Annotated in this window: 15 protein-coding genes and 1 riboswitch; of the genes, 2 read left to right on the forward strand and 13 right to left on the reverse strand. The window is 30.0% G+C overall.

Features of this window, described 5'->3' with window-relative positions; genetic code table 11:
* Position 1: 1 nt before the first annotated feature.
* From L992_RS02880 to recQ, 7 genes are all read right to left on the reverse strand, one after another.
* The gene (locus tag L992_RS02880; RefSeq protein WP_047382005.1) at positions 2-775 is read right to left on the reverse strand and encodes an ABC transporter permease; all 774 of its coding nucleotides are present in this window, start codon (positions 773-775) and stop codon (positions 2-4) included.
* Entirely contained in the window at positions 768-1613 is an 846-nt protein-coding gene (locus tag L992_RS02885; protein WP_047382003.1) for an ABC transporter permease, read from the reverse strand. Before L992_RS02885 ends, L992_RS02880 begins: the two co-directional genes overlap by 8 nt.
* On the reverse strand, positions 1614-2732 hold the full coding sequence (locus tag L992_RS02890; protein ID WP_047382001.1) for an ABC transporter ATP-binding protein: 1119 nt from the start codon (positions 2730-2732) through the stop codon (positions 1614-1616).
* A gap of 130 nt (positions 2733-2862) precedes the next feature.
* Entirely contained in the window at positions 2863-3423 is a 561-nt protein-coding gene (gene hpf / locus L992_RS02895) for a ribosome hibernation-promoting factor, HPF/YfiA family (RefSeq protein WP_047381999.1), read from the reverse strand.
* A gap of 52 nt (positions 3424-3475) precedes the next feature.
* Positions 3476-4156, reverse strand: coding sequence for an ABC transporter ATP-binding protein (locus tag L992_RS02900; RefSeq protein ID WP_047381997.1), 681 nt, complete (start codon positions 4154-4156; stop codon positions 3476-3478).
* The gene (locus L992_RS02905) at positions 4149-5315 is read right to left on the reverse strand and encodes an ABC transporter permease (RefSeq protein ID WP_047394278.1); all 1167 of its coding nucleotides are present in this window, start codon (positions 5313-5315) and stop codon (positions 4149-4151) included. The genes L992_RS02900 and L992_RS02905 overlap by 8 nt, the downstream gene beginning before the upstream one ends.
* Positions 5316-5331: 16 nt before the next feature.
* Entirely contained in the window at positions 5332-7251 is a 1920-nt protein-coding gene (gene recQ / locus L992_RS02910; RefSeq protein WP_047381993.1) for a DNA helicase RecQ, read from the reverse strand.
* A 134-nt stretch (positions 7252-7385) separates the two neighbouring features.
* On the opposite strand from recQ, the gene mnmH reads away from it, so the two are divergent.
* Both mnmH and L992_RS02920 read left to right on the forward strand, forming a co-directional pair.
* A complete protein-coding gene (gene mnmH / locus L992_RS02915; RefSeq protein ID WP_047394280.1) occupies positions 7386-8426 on the forward strand; it encodes a tRNA 2-selenouridine(34) synthase MnmH in 1041 nt (346 codons plus the stop codon).
* Entirely contained in the window at positions 8389-8964 is a 576-nt protein-coding gene (locus tag L992_RS02920) for a hypothetical protein (RefSeq protein ID WP_052193884.1), read from the forward strand. The genes mnmH and L992_RS02920 overlap by 38 nt, the downstream gene beginning before the upstream one ends.
* Here L992_RS02920 and L992_RS02925 read toward each other — a convergent pair whose 3' ends face one another.
* Genes L992_RS02925 through L992_RS02950 form a run of 6 tightly spaced genes read right to left on the reverse strand, consistent with a single transcriptional unit; the run spans position 8965 to position 15709 of the window.
* Positions 8965-9531 carry a xanthine phosphoribosyltransferase gene (locus tag L992_RS02925; RefSeq protein WP_047381990.1) on the reverse strand — a complete coding sequence of 189 codons (567 nt, stop codon included), beginning with the start codon at positions 9529-9531 and terminating at the stop codon, positions 8965-8967.
* Positions 9528-10805 (reverse strand): selenium cofactor biosynthesis protein YqeC, encoded by a 1278-nt coding sequence (gene yqeC, locus L992_RS02930; protein WP_047394282.1) that lies wholly within the window; start codon positions 10803-10805, stop codon positions 9528-9530. The genes L992_RS02925 and yqeC overlap by 4 nt, the downstream gene beginning before the upstream one ends.
* A 28-nt stretch (positions 10806-10833) precedes the next feature.
* Positions 10834-13086 carry a xanthine dehydrogenase family protein molybdopterin-binding subunit gene (locus tag L992_RS02935; RefSeq protein WP_047381988.1) on the reverse strand — a complete coding sequence of 751 codons (2253 nt, stop codon included), beginning with the start codon at positions 13084-13086 and terminating at the stop codon, positions 10834-10836.
* A complete protein-coding gene (locus L992_RS02940) occupies positions 13073-13537 on the reverse strand; it encodes a (2Fe-2S)-binding protein (protein WP_047394285.1) in 465 nt (154 codons plus the stop codon). The genes L992_RS02935 and L992_RS02940 overlap by 14 nt, the downstream gene beginning before the upstream one ends.
* On the reverse strand, positions 13537-14331 hold the full coding sequence (locus L992_RS02945; protein ID WP_047394287.1) for an FAD binding domain-containing protein: 795 nt from the start codon (positions 14329-14331) through the stop codon (positions 13537-13539). Before L992_RS02945 ends, L992_RS02940 begins: the two co-directional genes overlap by 1 nt.
* 28 nt (positions 14332-14359) lie before the next feature.
* On the reverse strand, positions 14360-15709 hold the full coding sequence (locus tag L992_RS02950) for a uracil-xanthine permease family protein (protein ID WP_047394289.1): 1350 nt from the start codon (positions 15707-15709) through the stop codon (positions 14360-14362).
* 144 nt (positions 15710-15853) lie between these two features.
* Positions 15854-15951, reverse strand: a riboswitch (purine riboswitch).
* Positions 15952-16016 lie beyond the last annotated feature (65 nt).

Raw genomic sequence — 16016 nt, forward strand, 5'->3', positions numbered from 1 at the left:
CCTATTTTACAAAGTACTTTTGTAAACTTTTTGTTGAAAGAGTAAGTGCTATAGATAAAACAATAAGTAAAACTGATAATGCGTTGACAACTGGCGAAACCCCTAATCTAATCATTGAGTAAATTCTTAAAGGTAGAGTAGAAGAACCTGGTCCAGCAACGAAGAATGTAGTAACGAAATCATCTAGTGATAAAGTTAATGACATTAAAAATCCTGAAACAATAGCAGGTGTAAGCATTGGAAGAATTACTTTTTTTAATGTTTGCATCTCATTTGCGCCTAAATCATAAGCAGCTTCAACAATAGAGTAATCAAATTCTCCAAGTCTTGATAAAACTATAAACAAAACAAATGGAATATTAAATGTTGTATGAGCTATGAAAATACTTGTTAATCCTAATTGTAGTTTAACTGTTGCAAACATAATCAGAAGTGAAACCCCTAAGATAATATCTGGAATAACTAAAGGAAGGAATGTTATAACTTTTAAATAGTTTTTATGTTTAAAGTTATACCAGTGTAATCCAATAGCCCCAAGAGTTCCAATTAATGTAGAAGTAGTGCTCGAAATAATTCCAATGAATAAACTATATTTAAATGCTTTCCAAATGTTATCAGAATAAAGGAATAACTCTTCGTACCATTTTAAAGAAAATCCTTGCCAAGTACTTGATCTTCCCTCATTGAAAGAGTAGATTACAAGAATTAACAGAGGCAAATAAAAGAATATCATAGATAAAATGAAGAAAAATAGTGATGTTCTTCTCTTATTCATCGTCAACCTCCTTAGACTTTTTTTCAACTCTCATAAAAATTAAGAGAGCGATTGATGTAATTAAAATAAGCATAGCCGAAATAGCTGAAGCTAAAGGCCAGTTTCTAGTCACAGTAAGATGTTGAGCGATAACAGTACCAAGCATAGTTGCCTTTGTACCTCCTACTAGTTTTGGAATAGCGTAAGATCCCATAGATGGAATAAATGTAAATAAGACTGCTGTAATAATACCAGATTTTATATTTGGTAAAAATACCTTTCTAAAAGCTTGAGCATTAGTTGCTCCCAAATCTCTAGCTGCTTCAACTAAAGCGAAATCAAATTTCTCAATAATAGCATATAGTGGTAATATTGCAAACGGTAAACTAGTATATACCGTGATTAAAATTACAGAGCTTGTATTATAAAGAAGCTTTAAAGGAGCGTCAATGATTCCTAATTTCATTAAAAAAGTATTTAAAAAACCATTAGAACCTAAAATAGATATCCAAGCATAGATTCTTATTAAAAAGTTAGTCCAAAACGGAATAATAACAAGAATAAGAAGTTCTTGTTTGAATTTTGACCTAGCTATAAAATAAGCCGTTGGAATAGCTAAAGTAACAGTTAAAATAGTTACAATAGCTGAGATATAAGTAGTTCTAAGAAGTATTTTTAGAAATACAGGTTCAAAAAATACATTGAAGTTCTTTAAGGTAAAGATCATTTGAACTCCACCATAAGTACCTTTAGTTAAAAAAGCATAGCTTAAAACGATTAGCATAGGAATAACAAAAAATACAGACATCCATAAAGTTAGTGGAATACTATATAAACTTCCAGAAGAGATTTTTTTCAATTATATCACCTCTACTAAGAAACTATCATCAGCATGCCAAGAAATATAAGCATCTTCATCCCAGTGTATTGTATCATTATCATCTTCATCAAAGTAAACAGCATGCTGTTTAAAAGCTTTAAATAATAGATTTTTATCTCCGTTTACCCAAACAAAGTATTTACTTTGGAATCCAGAGTAAATAAGTTCATCAACATAAACTTTTAAAGTATTGTGTTTTTCTGATAACCCTGTAGGTATTTGTTTAGAAACCCTAATTTTTTCAGGTCTGATAGAAACTCTAATTTTATCTCCAACTTTAACTATTTTATCAAGTTCAAAAATAAGTTCTCCTAAATGTTCCGTTTGAATCTTACCATAAGTTTCATCAAAAATTTCTGTAACAATGCCATCAAAGAAGTTATTTTCACCGATAAAATCAGCTACAAAAGTATCAGCAGGAGCTTCATAAACCTCAGCAGGAGTTCCTACTTGTAATACTTCTCCTTTATTCATAACAGCTATTCTATCAGAGATAGATAACGCTTCTTGCTGATCATGAGTAATAAAGATAAATGTAATTCCTACTTCATCATGAATATTATCTAGTTCAATCAAAAGATTTTGTCTAAGTTTTGCATCTAATGCTGATAAAGGTTCATCTAATAATAAAACTCCAGGTTTATTTATAAGAGCTCTTGCTATAGAAACTCTTTGTTGTTGACCTCCAGAAAGTTGATTTGGTTTTTTGTAGATATGTTCCTTCAAATCTACAAGTTCAATAAATTTTTTAACCTCTTCATCGATTGTTTTTTCATCAATTTTTTTCAGTCTTAATGGGAAAGCAACATTTTCATAAACTGTTAAATGAGGAAATAGAGCATATTTTTGAAAGATTGTATTAACGTTCCTCTTATTTGGGGCTAAATCAACTATATTCTCATCTCCTAGATAGATTGCACCACTATCTGGAGTTATAAATCCTGCAATCATTCTTAAAAGAGTAGTTTTACCACATCCAGATGGACCCAAAATAGAAAAAAACTCTCCATCTTTAATCTCTAAGTTAATATTTTTCAAAACATCAACTCCGTCGAAACTTTTTTTGATATCGACAATTTTAATATCTGTTTTTTTCAATTTTACCTCCTAATATATAATAAATTTGTTTACAATAATAATATTTTACCACATTTAACGAATAAAATAAACCAGTTTATTTGTTATAAATAAAAAAGAATCCTAGTAGGACTAGGATTCTCATAAATATTTAAAAGTGAGCTGGTTCTACGTGACCGTAATCTCCATTTCTTTTTTTATAAACAATATTCATATCACCTGATTCTGAATTAGTGAATACATAAAAATCTTTATTTAAAGCTTCTAATTGTAATATTGCTTCTTCAACATCCATAGGTCTAGGATTAACTGTAACACTTTCTATTTTCTTTATAGATTGAACAGTTATTGAGTTGTCTCCAGGTTCGAAGGTAATTTTCTTACCAATATTCAGATTAGGAGAAACATGGTTATTATCTCTTAATTTTTCTTTATGTTTCTTGATTTGTTTAGCTAAAATTTCAGTTACACGATCTATCGCATTATAAAGATCATCATCTGTATAAACACCCTTAATAACATTTCCATTTACATGGACTCTCGCATCAACTCTTTGTAGAGGACCTGATTTAGATTTTGTAGCTGATAATGTAACGTTAACTGTTAAAATGTTATCAAAGAATTTTTTTAATTTAAAAAAGTTCTTTTCACAATGATTTTTGATGGCATCAGTAATAACAAGATCTCCGTTAGTATTATAGTTTATTCTCATACAAACCACCCCTTATGGATATTTATGTAGCTTTCTTAGTTTATCTATACAGCTATTCTGAAAGAATTCCTTTTTTTAAGAATAATTTTTTATTAGATATTTCAGCAAGCTCTCTCGAATGTGTTACTGTTATAATTGTTTGACGTTTTTTGTCATTAATTTGTTTGAAAATATTAAAAATTTTTTCACTTGTTTCATTATCTAAGTTTCCAGTAGGCTCATCAAGTAGAAGAATTTTAGGATTATTAATAAGAGCTCTAGCTATAGCAACTCTTTGTTTTTCTCCACCAGATAGCTCTGTAGGTTTATGACTAGCTCTATGTTCAACGCCAACCTCTTTTAATAGTTGAAGAGCTCTTTTTTCAATTTCCTCTTTTTTGGAAAAATCTTGAGTTAGTGCAGGAATCATAACATTTTCAAGAGCTGTAAATTCAGGTAAAAGATAATGAAATTGAAAAACAAATCCAATAGTTTTATTTCTAATAGAATCAATAGTGGAGCTATTTATTGAGATTTTTTCATTATTAATATATATATCACCAGAGGTTGGTGAATCTAAAAGTCCAATCAGATTTAAAAGTGTTGTTTTTCCAGAACCAGATTGACCAAGAATAGATATAAAATCCCCTTCTTCAATTTTAAGATTTAGGTCTTTTATAATTTCTAAAGTTTCGTTTTTAGTAGAATAATTTTTACAAATATTTTTAAGTTCTAGAACGATATTTTTAGTCATGTCTTAAAGCCTCCACAATTTTTAATTTTCCGGCTCTATAAGCAGGAAATATACTTGATAAGAATATTAAAGTTGTATTAGTTCCTATAATTGTAAGTAGTTCTTTTAAAGATAATTCAATAGGAACTTTAGTTAGATAGTATATCGACGATATTCCTGGCAAAGAATATGTTTTTATATACCAAAGTAAAAATAGGGAAACAATGACACCAATGATGATTCCTGTTGCTCCAAGAATAATACCTTGGATTAAAAATATTTTAATAACAGAGCTATGAGATATTCCCATAGATCTCATAATCCCAATATATCTTATTTTTTCTCTAACCATAGTATTTAAAATAACCCAAACAACGAATCCAGCTATAATAACAATTAAAGAAAAGCCTATTATCATAACAGTTTTTTCAAGTGAAAGGGCTCTTAATAAGTTTTGGTTAAGGCTACCCCAAGTTCTGTTAAAAAGACCAGTATCGCTATAAATTTTATTTGAAACTTTCTCAGCATCATATGGATTATTTAAAATTAAGTCAATAGAGCTTACAGTCTCATCTCTTTCAGTCATATATTGAGCAGTTCGAAGTGGTAAAAGAATCATAGAAAGATCATAATCATAGTAACCACTTTGAAAAGTTGCCATTATTTCAAGTTCTAACTCCTTATTATTAGCTGAAATAATAGTTATAGAATCACCGATTGATCCAGCAATTCTATTTAAAAGCTCGTCACCAATAATAACACCCTTCATATTTGAAAGATCAATATCTCCTCTTTTGATTTTACTTTCTAAATTAAGTGCAGGAATAGCTTTTCCTAAATCTAAACCATCCAATTTAACTCCAGATACATATGTACCTAAAATTCCGTTATACTTAACAATACCTTGAGTTGCAACTTTAGGAATCACTCCTTTGACTTCAGAATATGTTTTAAAAGTATCTTCTAGAGTATCATAGTTTTTGATATTTTCATTCCCAATAATAGTAACATGACTAGATAAAGAGAGTATGCTATCGATCATATTTTTATTTAATCCGTTAGATATACCTATAGAGACGGTTAAAACCATAATACCTATAGCAATCCCAATAATACCAATAAAACTTTGTTTTTTATGTTCTAAGATATGTTTTTTTGCTATAAAAAATTCAAATAACATGTAGTTCACCTCATAATTAGTTTGTAAAGAGAGTTTTTATAAGAATCTCTTTCAATTCATCAGTAGTAATATTTATATTTAAGGAGTTACGTAAATTTATAAGTTGATTTTCACCTAGATATTTTTCATCAATAATATTATCAACATGCAACATATCAATCTCTTGTGGGGAAAGTTGATTGATTGTTTTTAAGAATAGGTTTCCATAATTTTTAAATTTTTGATTACCAATACCACGAACTTTAAGCATCTCCCAACGATTTCTAGGCTTTTTTTCAGCCAGTTCCATAAGAGTCAAATCTGAGAAAATGATATATGGTGGAACGCCTTCTTTTTCAGAAATCTCTTTTCTTAATGAGTTTAAAGTCTCGAAAAGTGGATCTTCAAAATAATCGAATGTAACAGATTCGTTAGATTTTCTAAAAACAGCCTTAATATTTTTCAAAACTTCAAAAGATTTAGTTGTTAATTTTAAAGTAGGGAAGCTTCCAGCACTTTGTTCTAGGTAATTTTCTGATATTAAATAGTAAATAAATTCCTCTAAATTGATTCGATTATATGACGACATAATACCGAATGTAGAAAGTTTAAAATACTCTTTTCTCTCAATTTTACTATCAACTTTACCCATTAAAATATTTGTTAATGTAGATATGCCAATACTTTCTTTTGTACGTCCGATACATGAAAAAATTTTCTGTGCATCTAAAGTGAAAGATTGAATATCCTTAAAATTTTTACAATTGCCACAATTACCACAATAATTTTTTATTCTTTTGTCACCAAAGTATTTTAAGATATATTCACGATAGCAACTTTCTAGATAGGCGTAATCAATCATAGCATCCAGTTTTTTTCGTTTTGTTCTTTTTAATTCTTTAGAACTTTCTTCATTTTGTTCAATTAAAAATTCCTGAGTCGAAACATCCTCTTCAAAGAATAGCAAAATAGCTTCCGATGGAGCACCATCTCTTCCCGCTCTTCCAGCTTCTTGATAATAACTCTCCAAATCTTTTGGAATATTTCGATGAATAACATATCTTACATTGGATTTATCTATCCCCATACCAAAAGCATTTGTGGCAATCATAATTTTGATATCATCTTTTAAAAACTTATCTTGAAAATTAGTTCTTTCTTTTTCATCTAATCCAGCATGATATTTTCCAACATTAAATCCTTTAAGGAGTAAATAACTGTATAAATTATCAACTTCTTTTCTTGTTGCCGCATATATTATACCAGATTTTTTAGAGTTTCTTTTAATGTATTCAGATATAAATGCTTCTGGAACAACACCTTTTTCAACTTTAAAAGTTAGATTGTCTCTATCAAATCCATCAACATAGATTTTTGGAGCTTGTAACGCTAGTCTTTCAATAATATCTTTTCTAACTTTACTTGTAGCGGTTGCTGTTAAAGCTAATATTTGTGGACGTTGATTAATTTTATCTAAAAATTTAGGAATTTCCAGGTAACTTTTTCTAAAGTCGTGTCCCCATTGAGATATACAATGAGCTTCATCAACTGCAATCATTGAAATTGGAAAATCTTTAATAAAATTTATAAACTTATCACTCATTAGTCTTTCTGGTGCAATATACAATAGCTTAATACTTTTATTTCTAATACCTAAAATAAGCTTTACATACTCTTCTTTTGTTAGTGTTGAGTTTAAAAAACCAGCTCTAACACCTAGATATTTTAAAGAATCAACTTGATCTTTCATCAGAGAAATAAGTGGTGAGATTACAATAGTCAGATGAGGATAAAGTAGTGCAGGTATTTGATAACATATTGATTTACCTCCTCCTGTAGACATAACACCTAAAGAATCTCTTTTTGAAAGAGCATTGTTGATTATTATCTCTTGTCCTTTTCTAAAATTATCATATCCATAAATAGTTTTTAATAGTTCTTTTGCTTTTGTTTTCATAACGTCCTTTCTATAAAAAAAGCCTTTTTTATAATAAATTTTATCATATTAAAGTTTTTTTTTATATAAATAATATTCAATTTTATTAAAAATCATAGTAGAATATACTATAAGGATAAAAAATGGAGGAAGAGATGGTTATAGTAAAATACGAAGATTTATTAAAAGAGAGAAACTACACTCTAATAGATGTAAGAACCCCAAAAGAATTTGAAGAGGAAGGGATTCCAGGAGCTATAAATATTCCTTTACTTTTAGATGAGGAAAGAGTTGAGGTTGGGACAGCATATAAACAAGTCTCTCCTGAAAAAGCAAAAGAGTTAGGAATAGAGGCTATTTCTAAAAGATTGCCAGAAATATTTAAAGAAGTACAAAAACATGCAAAAGGAAGAGTTGTGTTTTATTGTGCCCGTGGAGGAATGAGAAGTGGATCGATGTCTGCTTTATTCGCAGCACTAGGGTACACAACTTGGAAATTAGAGGGTGGATACAGAGCATATAGACAATATATATTAAAAAATATTGGAGAATATAATAAAGGTGTAAAATATTTTGTGTTGCATGGAAAGACAGGAATTGGAAAAACAAAGATATTGAAAGCTTTAGAAGAAAGAGGGTACTCTGTTTTAGATTTAGAAAAAATGGCGGATCATAAAGGATCATTTTTTGGAGGAGTTTGTGAGGAGAGAGAGCAGAGCCAAAAAAGATTTGATTCATCAGTATTCGATTTTTTATATACAAAAAAGCCAGAATATGTTTTAGCTGAAAGTGAAAGTAAAAGAATAGGAAATGTATACGTGCAAGATGATATATTTGATTCTTTAGCAGAAGGAATTCATATAGCTTTAGATACTTCTATTGAACATAGATTACAAATAATAGATGAGGACTATGCCGGGGCAACATTAGAGGAGTTGCAAGAGTGTTTAGATAAAGTTGGGAGATATATACCAAAAGCTAAGTATAAAGAGTACTCAGAGATGTTATCCGAAAATAAAATAAAAGAATTGTCAGAGATTTTAATGGTTGAATATTATGATCCACTTTATCAAAAAAGTATAGAAAAATATAGTTATGATGCAGAGATATTTTATGAAACTTTAGATGAAGGTGTGGAGAAAGTGGTGAGATATCTAAATGAAAAAGGTATTTTTGGAAAAGAGATCACTGAATAAAATAGTTATTGTATTGTCATCATTCGCATTAGGAGTTTTAATATATCTATTATTTAGAAGTAGAAAATTGTTTTATTATCAATTTATTGAGATGATATATTTAGACCCATATGTAAGAGCCATTAGAAAAATTGTGTGGGTTTATAGAAAACATATACCAAATTGGGTAATATATTCACTTCCAGATGGATTGTGGTTGTTTTCGATGGGAGTTTCAATACTACATAATAGATATTATTATAAGCAAGCACAGTATATATTTAATTTAATATTTATTTCTATAGTTGGAGTAGAGATTTTTCAAGGTATTTATGGAGGACATGGAACTTTTGTAGGAACTTTCGATTTAGCAGATGTAATATGTTATATAGTAGGATATATTTTAGCAACTGTAATAGGGTATGTTTATTGGAAAGAGAAATATAAGGGAAAAGATATTGAGAATAAAAATGAAGTATTAAAAAAAGAGCGAAGAAAAATCTTATTAATTGTAATTGTATTTACAATTTTAGGATTTTTCCCGGCTCTAATTAATTGATTATCTTAAAGTGATAATATTATTTTCTAATGATTCGATAACAGCAAGGGATTCTAAGTGGATTCCTTGCTCTTTTAATATTGTACCACCTGGTTGGAATCCTTTTTCAATAACTATTCCAACACCAGCAAGATTAGCTCCAGCTTGTTCAATGATGCTTTTTAAACCAATAATAGCATTACCCATAGCTAAGAAATCATCAACAACAAGAATATTGTCTTCAGGAGACAAGAATTCTTTTGAAACTGTGATGTTATAATCAGTTTTTTTAGTGAAAGAGTGTACGTTTGCATTATAAGAATCACCCATAGTTGATGGTTTTTTCTTTTTAGCAAATACCATAGGAACTTTAAAAGCATAAGCTGCAGCTATACCAATAGCAATTCCAGAAGCTTCAATAGTAAGTATTTTATTGATATTTTTTCCTTCAAAACGTTTTTTAAACTCTTCACCTATCTCTATCATTAAAACGGGATCAATTTGGTGATTGATAAAGCTATCAACCTTTAAGATTGAGCTATCAGTCACAGACCCGTATTTTTCGATGTATTCCTCTAATAATTTCATATTTGTTCCTCCAGTGTTTCTAATATTTTTAAATCATTTTGTGTATCTATATCAAAAAACTCGAACGAGTTTTTAAAATTGCATTTTATAAATTCCTCTTTTTTTAAAATTTCTCGGCCGCCACTATCTCCTTTTAAAGATGTTAAATCTTTAAAGTAGATTTTCGGAAATAAAATAGGGGCACTTTTTTCTCCATTAATAAATGGAACTATAATTTTATTATATTTTTGAAATTCAAAAATAATTTTTAGGAGAGATTCTCTTGTTAAGAAGGGCATATCTCCAGGAATAAATATAAATCCTTGAAGTGTTGCTTCAGATGTTCCCAAAACAACAGAACGACTTTGGCCAAGTTCTGGATTTTTATTTTCAATAAATTTAAATCCAAATTTTTTAGATAGATCGTAGTGGAAATTATTTTTTCCAACCAAAATTTTTTCTTTAAAATCTATTTTATTTATATTTGTTAAAGTCATTTCTAAAATTGTTTTACCATTTTTAAGTTTATAGCTTAGTTTGTCACCAAAAAATCTTTTTGAGAAACCAGAAGCTAAAACTATGGGAGTTACATTTTTAAATTTGAAAAAATTATTACTAAAAATAGAACCAAAGTAAATATTTTCAAAATTCTCGATTTTGCTAACAATATCTAAAAAACTTCCAAAAGAATCTAAAGATTCTATTTTATTAAAAAAAAGTATTTTTTCTCCTAAAGAATTATTAAAAAATATATTTGAATTAATATAACCTATATAATCATTTTTTTCAATAGTTTTATTAAAATTAAAGTATTGTTTTTGAAAAAGTTCAAATCTATGGATAGTTGTTTCGTTTTTATCTTTATGTAGAGCTGTAATATCTATTATAGCAATGGTTTTAGTAGATTTTGGATATATATTAGGTTCATCATCTCTCCAACCTTTTAAAGCTTTATTAGCACTTCCATCAGCTTCTATCAAGATATAATCGAAATATTTTCTCAACACATTTAAATCTTCAAATTGAGCACTCATAATTTTATTATTTATAATTTCTGGACAAAAGATGTGTATAAAATTATCCTGAGGAGATAAAGTTGAAATCTCCTCAGGATATATGAAAATAAAACTATTATTTTCTGTAATTTCTGGTTTAAATATTTTTGTGGTTGTAGCGATTAAGACAGTTCCATTTTTTTTAAGTGTATTAGCTAGATGAAACATGAGAGATGTTTTTCCACCAGCTCCAGTAATTGATACTATATCACCTTTTTTGATATTGAATAGTTCTGTCATAGAGCTCCTCCCATTTTAATTTTTGAAGTTATAAGTTAAATATTCCCATAAGAACTTTTTCAGATGTTACAGGTAAAGATCTTACTCTAACTTTAGTTGCGTTATAAACAGCATCTGCAATAGCAGGAGCAGGAGTATTAACAACAACCTCACCAACAGATTTTGCTCCGAAAGGTCCTGTTTTTTCATAAGAGCTTGAAATTTCTACTCTTATACTTTTACAATCAAGTCTTGATGGTATTTTATATTGCATCAGAGAGTCAGAAATAACTCTTCCTTTTTTATCATACTTTATATCTTCGAAAAGAGCAAGTCCAATTCCTTGAGATGCCCCTCCTTCAACTTGAACTTTAACTAAGTTAGGATTTATAGGAGTTCCACAATCAACAACAGAAAGGTAATCAATAACTTCAACTTCTCCAGTTAGAGTATCCACTTCAACCTCGGCAAAACCAGCGATGAAAGGCGGTGGCGAAGTTTCTCCTCCCCAAGTTCCAGTAGTTGTAATTTGATTCATTCCTTCAAACGAGATTGAACGCTGTGCAAACTCTTCTAAAGAGATAATCTTGTCTCCAACTTTTAAATCAGTTCCAAGGTACTCAATTTCATTTATGTCGGTATTGAACATTTTTGCAGCGCCTTTAAGAATCTCTTCTTTCATTTTATTAGCAGCTATAATAACAGCATTTCCTGTAACATAAGTTCCACTTGAAGCATATGCTCCTGGATCATATGGAGATAAATCTGTATCAGCTGAATGAATTGCAACTCTATCCATAGGAACATCTAAAATTTCAGCAGCCATTTGTGTAAGAACCGTATCACATCCTTGTCCCATATCAGTAACTCCAATCATCAGATTGAAATCTCCTCTATCTCCAAGTTTAATAGTTGCAGCAGCAGTATCTACTCCAGCAATTCCAGATCCTTGCATAGTAACAGCCATTCCAGCAGCTCTAACTTTATTAGGTGCTACTTCTCTAGGAATAACTCTCTCTTCCCAATTAAAGTTTTCTTTACCAATTTCGATACATTTTTTAATATCTCCACTTGTAATATATTTCCCTTCAGCAGGTTCAACTAAATTCTTCATTCTAATAACTGTAGGATCTATGTTAAGCTCATGAGCTAACTCATTGATAATAGATTCAACAGCAAATGTTCCTTGAGTAGCTCCGTATCCTCTAAAAGCACCAGCATTCATAGTGTTAGAGTAAACTATATTAGCATTAAATCTCATTGGAACAGTATCATAAAGTGGGAAAGTTTTATATGATACAAGAGATGTAACCGTAGGAGCATGTTCTCCGTAAGCACCAGCATTAGAAAGAGCTTTGATATCAATAGCCTTGATATTTCCTTCTAAGTCTGCACCAATTTTTACATCCAATCTCATACCGTGTCTTGTAGTTGTACAAGTATGAGTTTCTTTTCTATTATATATAATCTTAGATGGTTTACCAGTTTTTAAAGTAACAAAAGCTGAGTAAATTTCACAAACAGCTGTTTGTTTTCCACCAAATCCACCACCTATTCTAGGTTTGATAACTCTTAATTTGCTTGAAGGCATCTCTAGTGCTCTAGCAAGATGTCTTCTTACATGGAATGGAATTTGTGTAGAACTTACTGTTGTAAGTCTTCCATTTACATCGAAGTAGCTGTATGATCTATAAGTTTCCATCATAGCATGCATCTGAGGCTGAGTGTAGTAGGTTCTTTCAAGGATGATATCACTTTGTAAAAATCCATCATCTACTCCAGGCTTTTCAGCGTAAGCTTTAGCAGCTATATTTCTTTCTCTTTCATATCCAATTTCAAAGTTAGTGTGAACCTCTTCAGGGTGAACTAAGATATGAGAATCGATAGCTTTTTCAAAATCTAAAATTGGTTCTAAAACCTCATATTGAACTTTAATTAATTTCATAGCTTTTTCAGCAGCTCTTTCATCTTCAGCAGCTATTATAGCAACAGGGTCGCCTACATATCTAACATACTCATCAAGAATTCTTCTATCGTATGGAGATGGTTCAGGGAAGCTTTGTCCAGCTAAAGTAAATCTAGTTTTAGGTGTATCTTCATGAGTGTAAATAGCTTCAACACCAGGAACTTTTAAAGCTATCGAAACATCAATAGCTTTAATTTTTGCAAAAGCATGAGGAGATCTAAGTAGCTTTATAGTCAGAACATTGTTATTTAGGATTAGATCTTCTGTATAAGCAGGATTTCCTGTAACAACACCCATTCCATCTACTTTTCTAACAGATGTATTAACAATTTTCATTATTCATCTCCTTCATAAAGTTTTTGATAGCTCTAAGTTGAGACACATATCCACTACATCTACAAAGGTTTCCATTTAAATAGTGCATAATTTCGTCATCAGTTGGATTAGTTAACTCTTTAGTCATAGCAAGTACTGTTAAAGTAAATCCAGGAGAACAAAAACCACATTGCTCAGCACCCTCAGTTGTCATGAAAGAGGCAAATTTTTTAGCTTCTACAGGGAAATGTTCTATTGTAGAAATCTGTTTCCCCGCAGCTCTAGCAGCAAGAGTGCTACAAGAAAGTATAGGCGATCCATTTAAAAGAACTGTACAAAGTCCACAAGCTCCAGTGTCACACCCTCTTTTAACACTTAGGTATCCCTCTTTTCTTAAAACATCAAGTAGGTAGTCGTCATCTTTAATAAGAATCTCTTTTCTTCTACCATTTATAGTAGTTGTCAATAACATTAATTTAAAACCTCCTGAATTCCTTTTTTAAGTAATGCTGTTAAGAGAAGTTCTCTATATGTCTTAGAACCTCTCATATTTGAATCTAAAGGAATTTCATCTCCAATATATTTAATAGCATTAATGATGTCTTTTTCAATATTTTCACTATTGTTTAAAATATCCATAGTTTTTTGAGCTAACATAGCTTTACCAGGTCTTGAACCAACTGCAATAGTTATTTTATTCTCTGAGTAAGAGATAGCTAAGTTAACAACAGAATAATCTGTTTTACTTTTTCTAACACATTGGAAAGATGTTTTAGAGATTTTTTTAGGAATAATAATTTCAACTAAAATATCTTTTCTAATCTCTTTCTCGTTTAAAAAATTCTCTAAAGATAAAACTCCACCATTGAATAGTTTTATTTTAGCATTTAAAGATAGTAACACAGGTATTAAATCAGAGAAACCATATTTACTAAAAACTGTTGCTCCAACAGTTACGTTACTTCTAAATTGAACACCAATAATATCTTTTAAAGCAGTTAAAAAGATATCACCAAAATATTCTTTTAAAAGTGAGTTAGTCTCAAGGTTTCTAAAAGTTGTCATAGCTCCTATAGATATAGTTTCTTCATCTTCTAAAATATAGTTTAAATTTAGATTAGATAAATCAATAGCAACATTCCAAGCAGTATTTCCCATTCTTAAATATGAAGTTCCACCAAGAATAATATTTTTTTTATTTTTTACAAGTTCTGAATATGCTTCTTCAATGGAAGATGCTAGGAAAAATTTTGAAAAAGAAAACAATTTAAAACCTCCAATTAATCTAATTTATTTATACAGCTTTTTTTGCAACTGAAATATTCTCAACTGTACTCTTTTCAGTTTCTTCACTTTCAAGAGGTAGGATAATATTTAATAAAACAGCTATTGTACCAGAAACAACAATTCCAGATCCTCCAAATATAAGTTTAATACTTTCAGGGAAAATAGTAAGAGCTTCAGGAACATTTCCAAGTCCATATCCAAGACCTAAAGAAACAGCTAAGATAACAGAATTTCTATTTTTTAATGGTTCTTTTGTGATTAAGTTTATTCCACTGATAGATATCATAGCAAATACCATAACTAAGCTTCCACCGATAACACTAGCTGGGATTATAGTAAATAAAGCTCCAATTTTTGGAATGAAAGCCCCAACAACTAAGAACATCGCACCAGTTGCAACTACGAATCTACTCATGATACCAGTCATTGCAATGATACCTGTATTTTGACTGAAAGAAGTCGTAGGTAAAACTGAGAATACAGCAGCTAAAGCACTTCCAAGTCCATCTGCAAGAATTCCACCAGATAATTCTTTATCAGTAGTTTCTCTTCCAGCTCCACCCATAGTAACTCCAGACATATCTCCAACAGTTTCAACAGCAGAAACAATAAACATTAAAATCATAGCTAATATTGCATCAAGATGGAATGCAAATCCAAACATTAAAGGTCTAGGTACTGTTAAATAATCAGCTTGAACAAGAGGTTGTAAATCCACTTTTCCAAGAAGTAAAGCAACGATAAATCCAACAATAGTTCCAATAAAAATAGATCCAGTACTTAAAATTCCTTTTGTAAATTGTTTGAAGAATACAACAGTGATAAGAACGATAGTTCCAATTAATAGATTTTCTAAAGATCCGAAATCAGGGGCACCTACACCACCAGCAAAACTTTTTACTCCAACTGGTAAAAGAGATAATCCTATCGAAAGAACAACAACACCAGTAACGATAGGTGGGAAGAATTTTCTGACTCTTTTAATAATTAAACCTAAAAGTCCTTCAAATAATCCACCAATTAAAGCGGCTCCAAGAACTCCTTCAAAACCATATTTAGTTCCGATAGATATTGCAACAGGGACGAAAGCAAAGCTTGTTCCAACAACGATTGGTAATCTAGCACCAATAGGTCCAAGAGTGTAAGCTTGAATTAAAGTGTTTAAACCGGCAACAAACATAGAAGCCTGAATAAGAAGTGTTTTTTGTTCAGATGAAAGTCCAAGAACTCCAGCAACTATAATGATAGGTGTAATATTACTAACGAACATAGCAAGTATGTGCTGTAATCCTAAAGGTAAAGCCGTTTTTAGTTCAGGTACTCCATCTAAGTGATAAGGTGATCTGTTTTTTTTCATTTTTGATAATCCTCCTAAAATTCTTTTTTGTGAATTTTACTCAATATATAGTTGGATTAAACTATATTTATAGAAAATAAAAAAAGATTATCTTTTTTCATCTTCTACAAGTGAAAAATAGATAATCTAAAATAGTTAGATAAGAAATCTATTTAATTCACCCATAGTGGCTAATTTAAGGTTAGCCGTAGAAACTTCCGACCGTATTACGGATATATATGAGTAATTCTTTAATTTCCCTTGAAAATATTAAGGGAATGTTATTGGTTGCACTTAAAATGCACTTAAAATAATTAAGATTATAGTA

The organism is Cetobacterium sp. ZOR0034, from assembly GCF_000799075.1.
Classification (GTDB): Bacteria; Fusobacteriota; Fusobacteriia; order Fusobacteriales; family Fusobacteriaceae; genus Cetobacterium_A.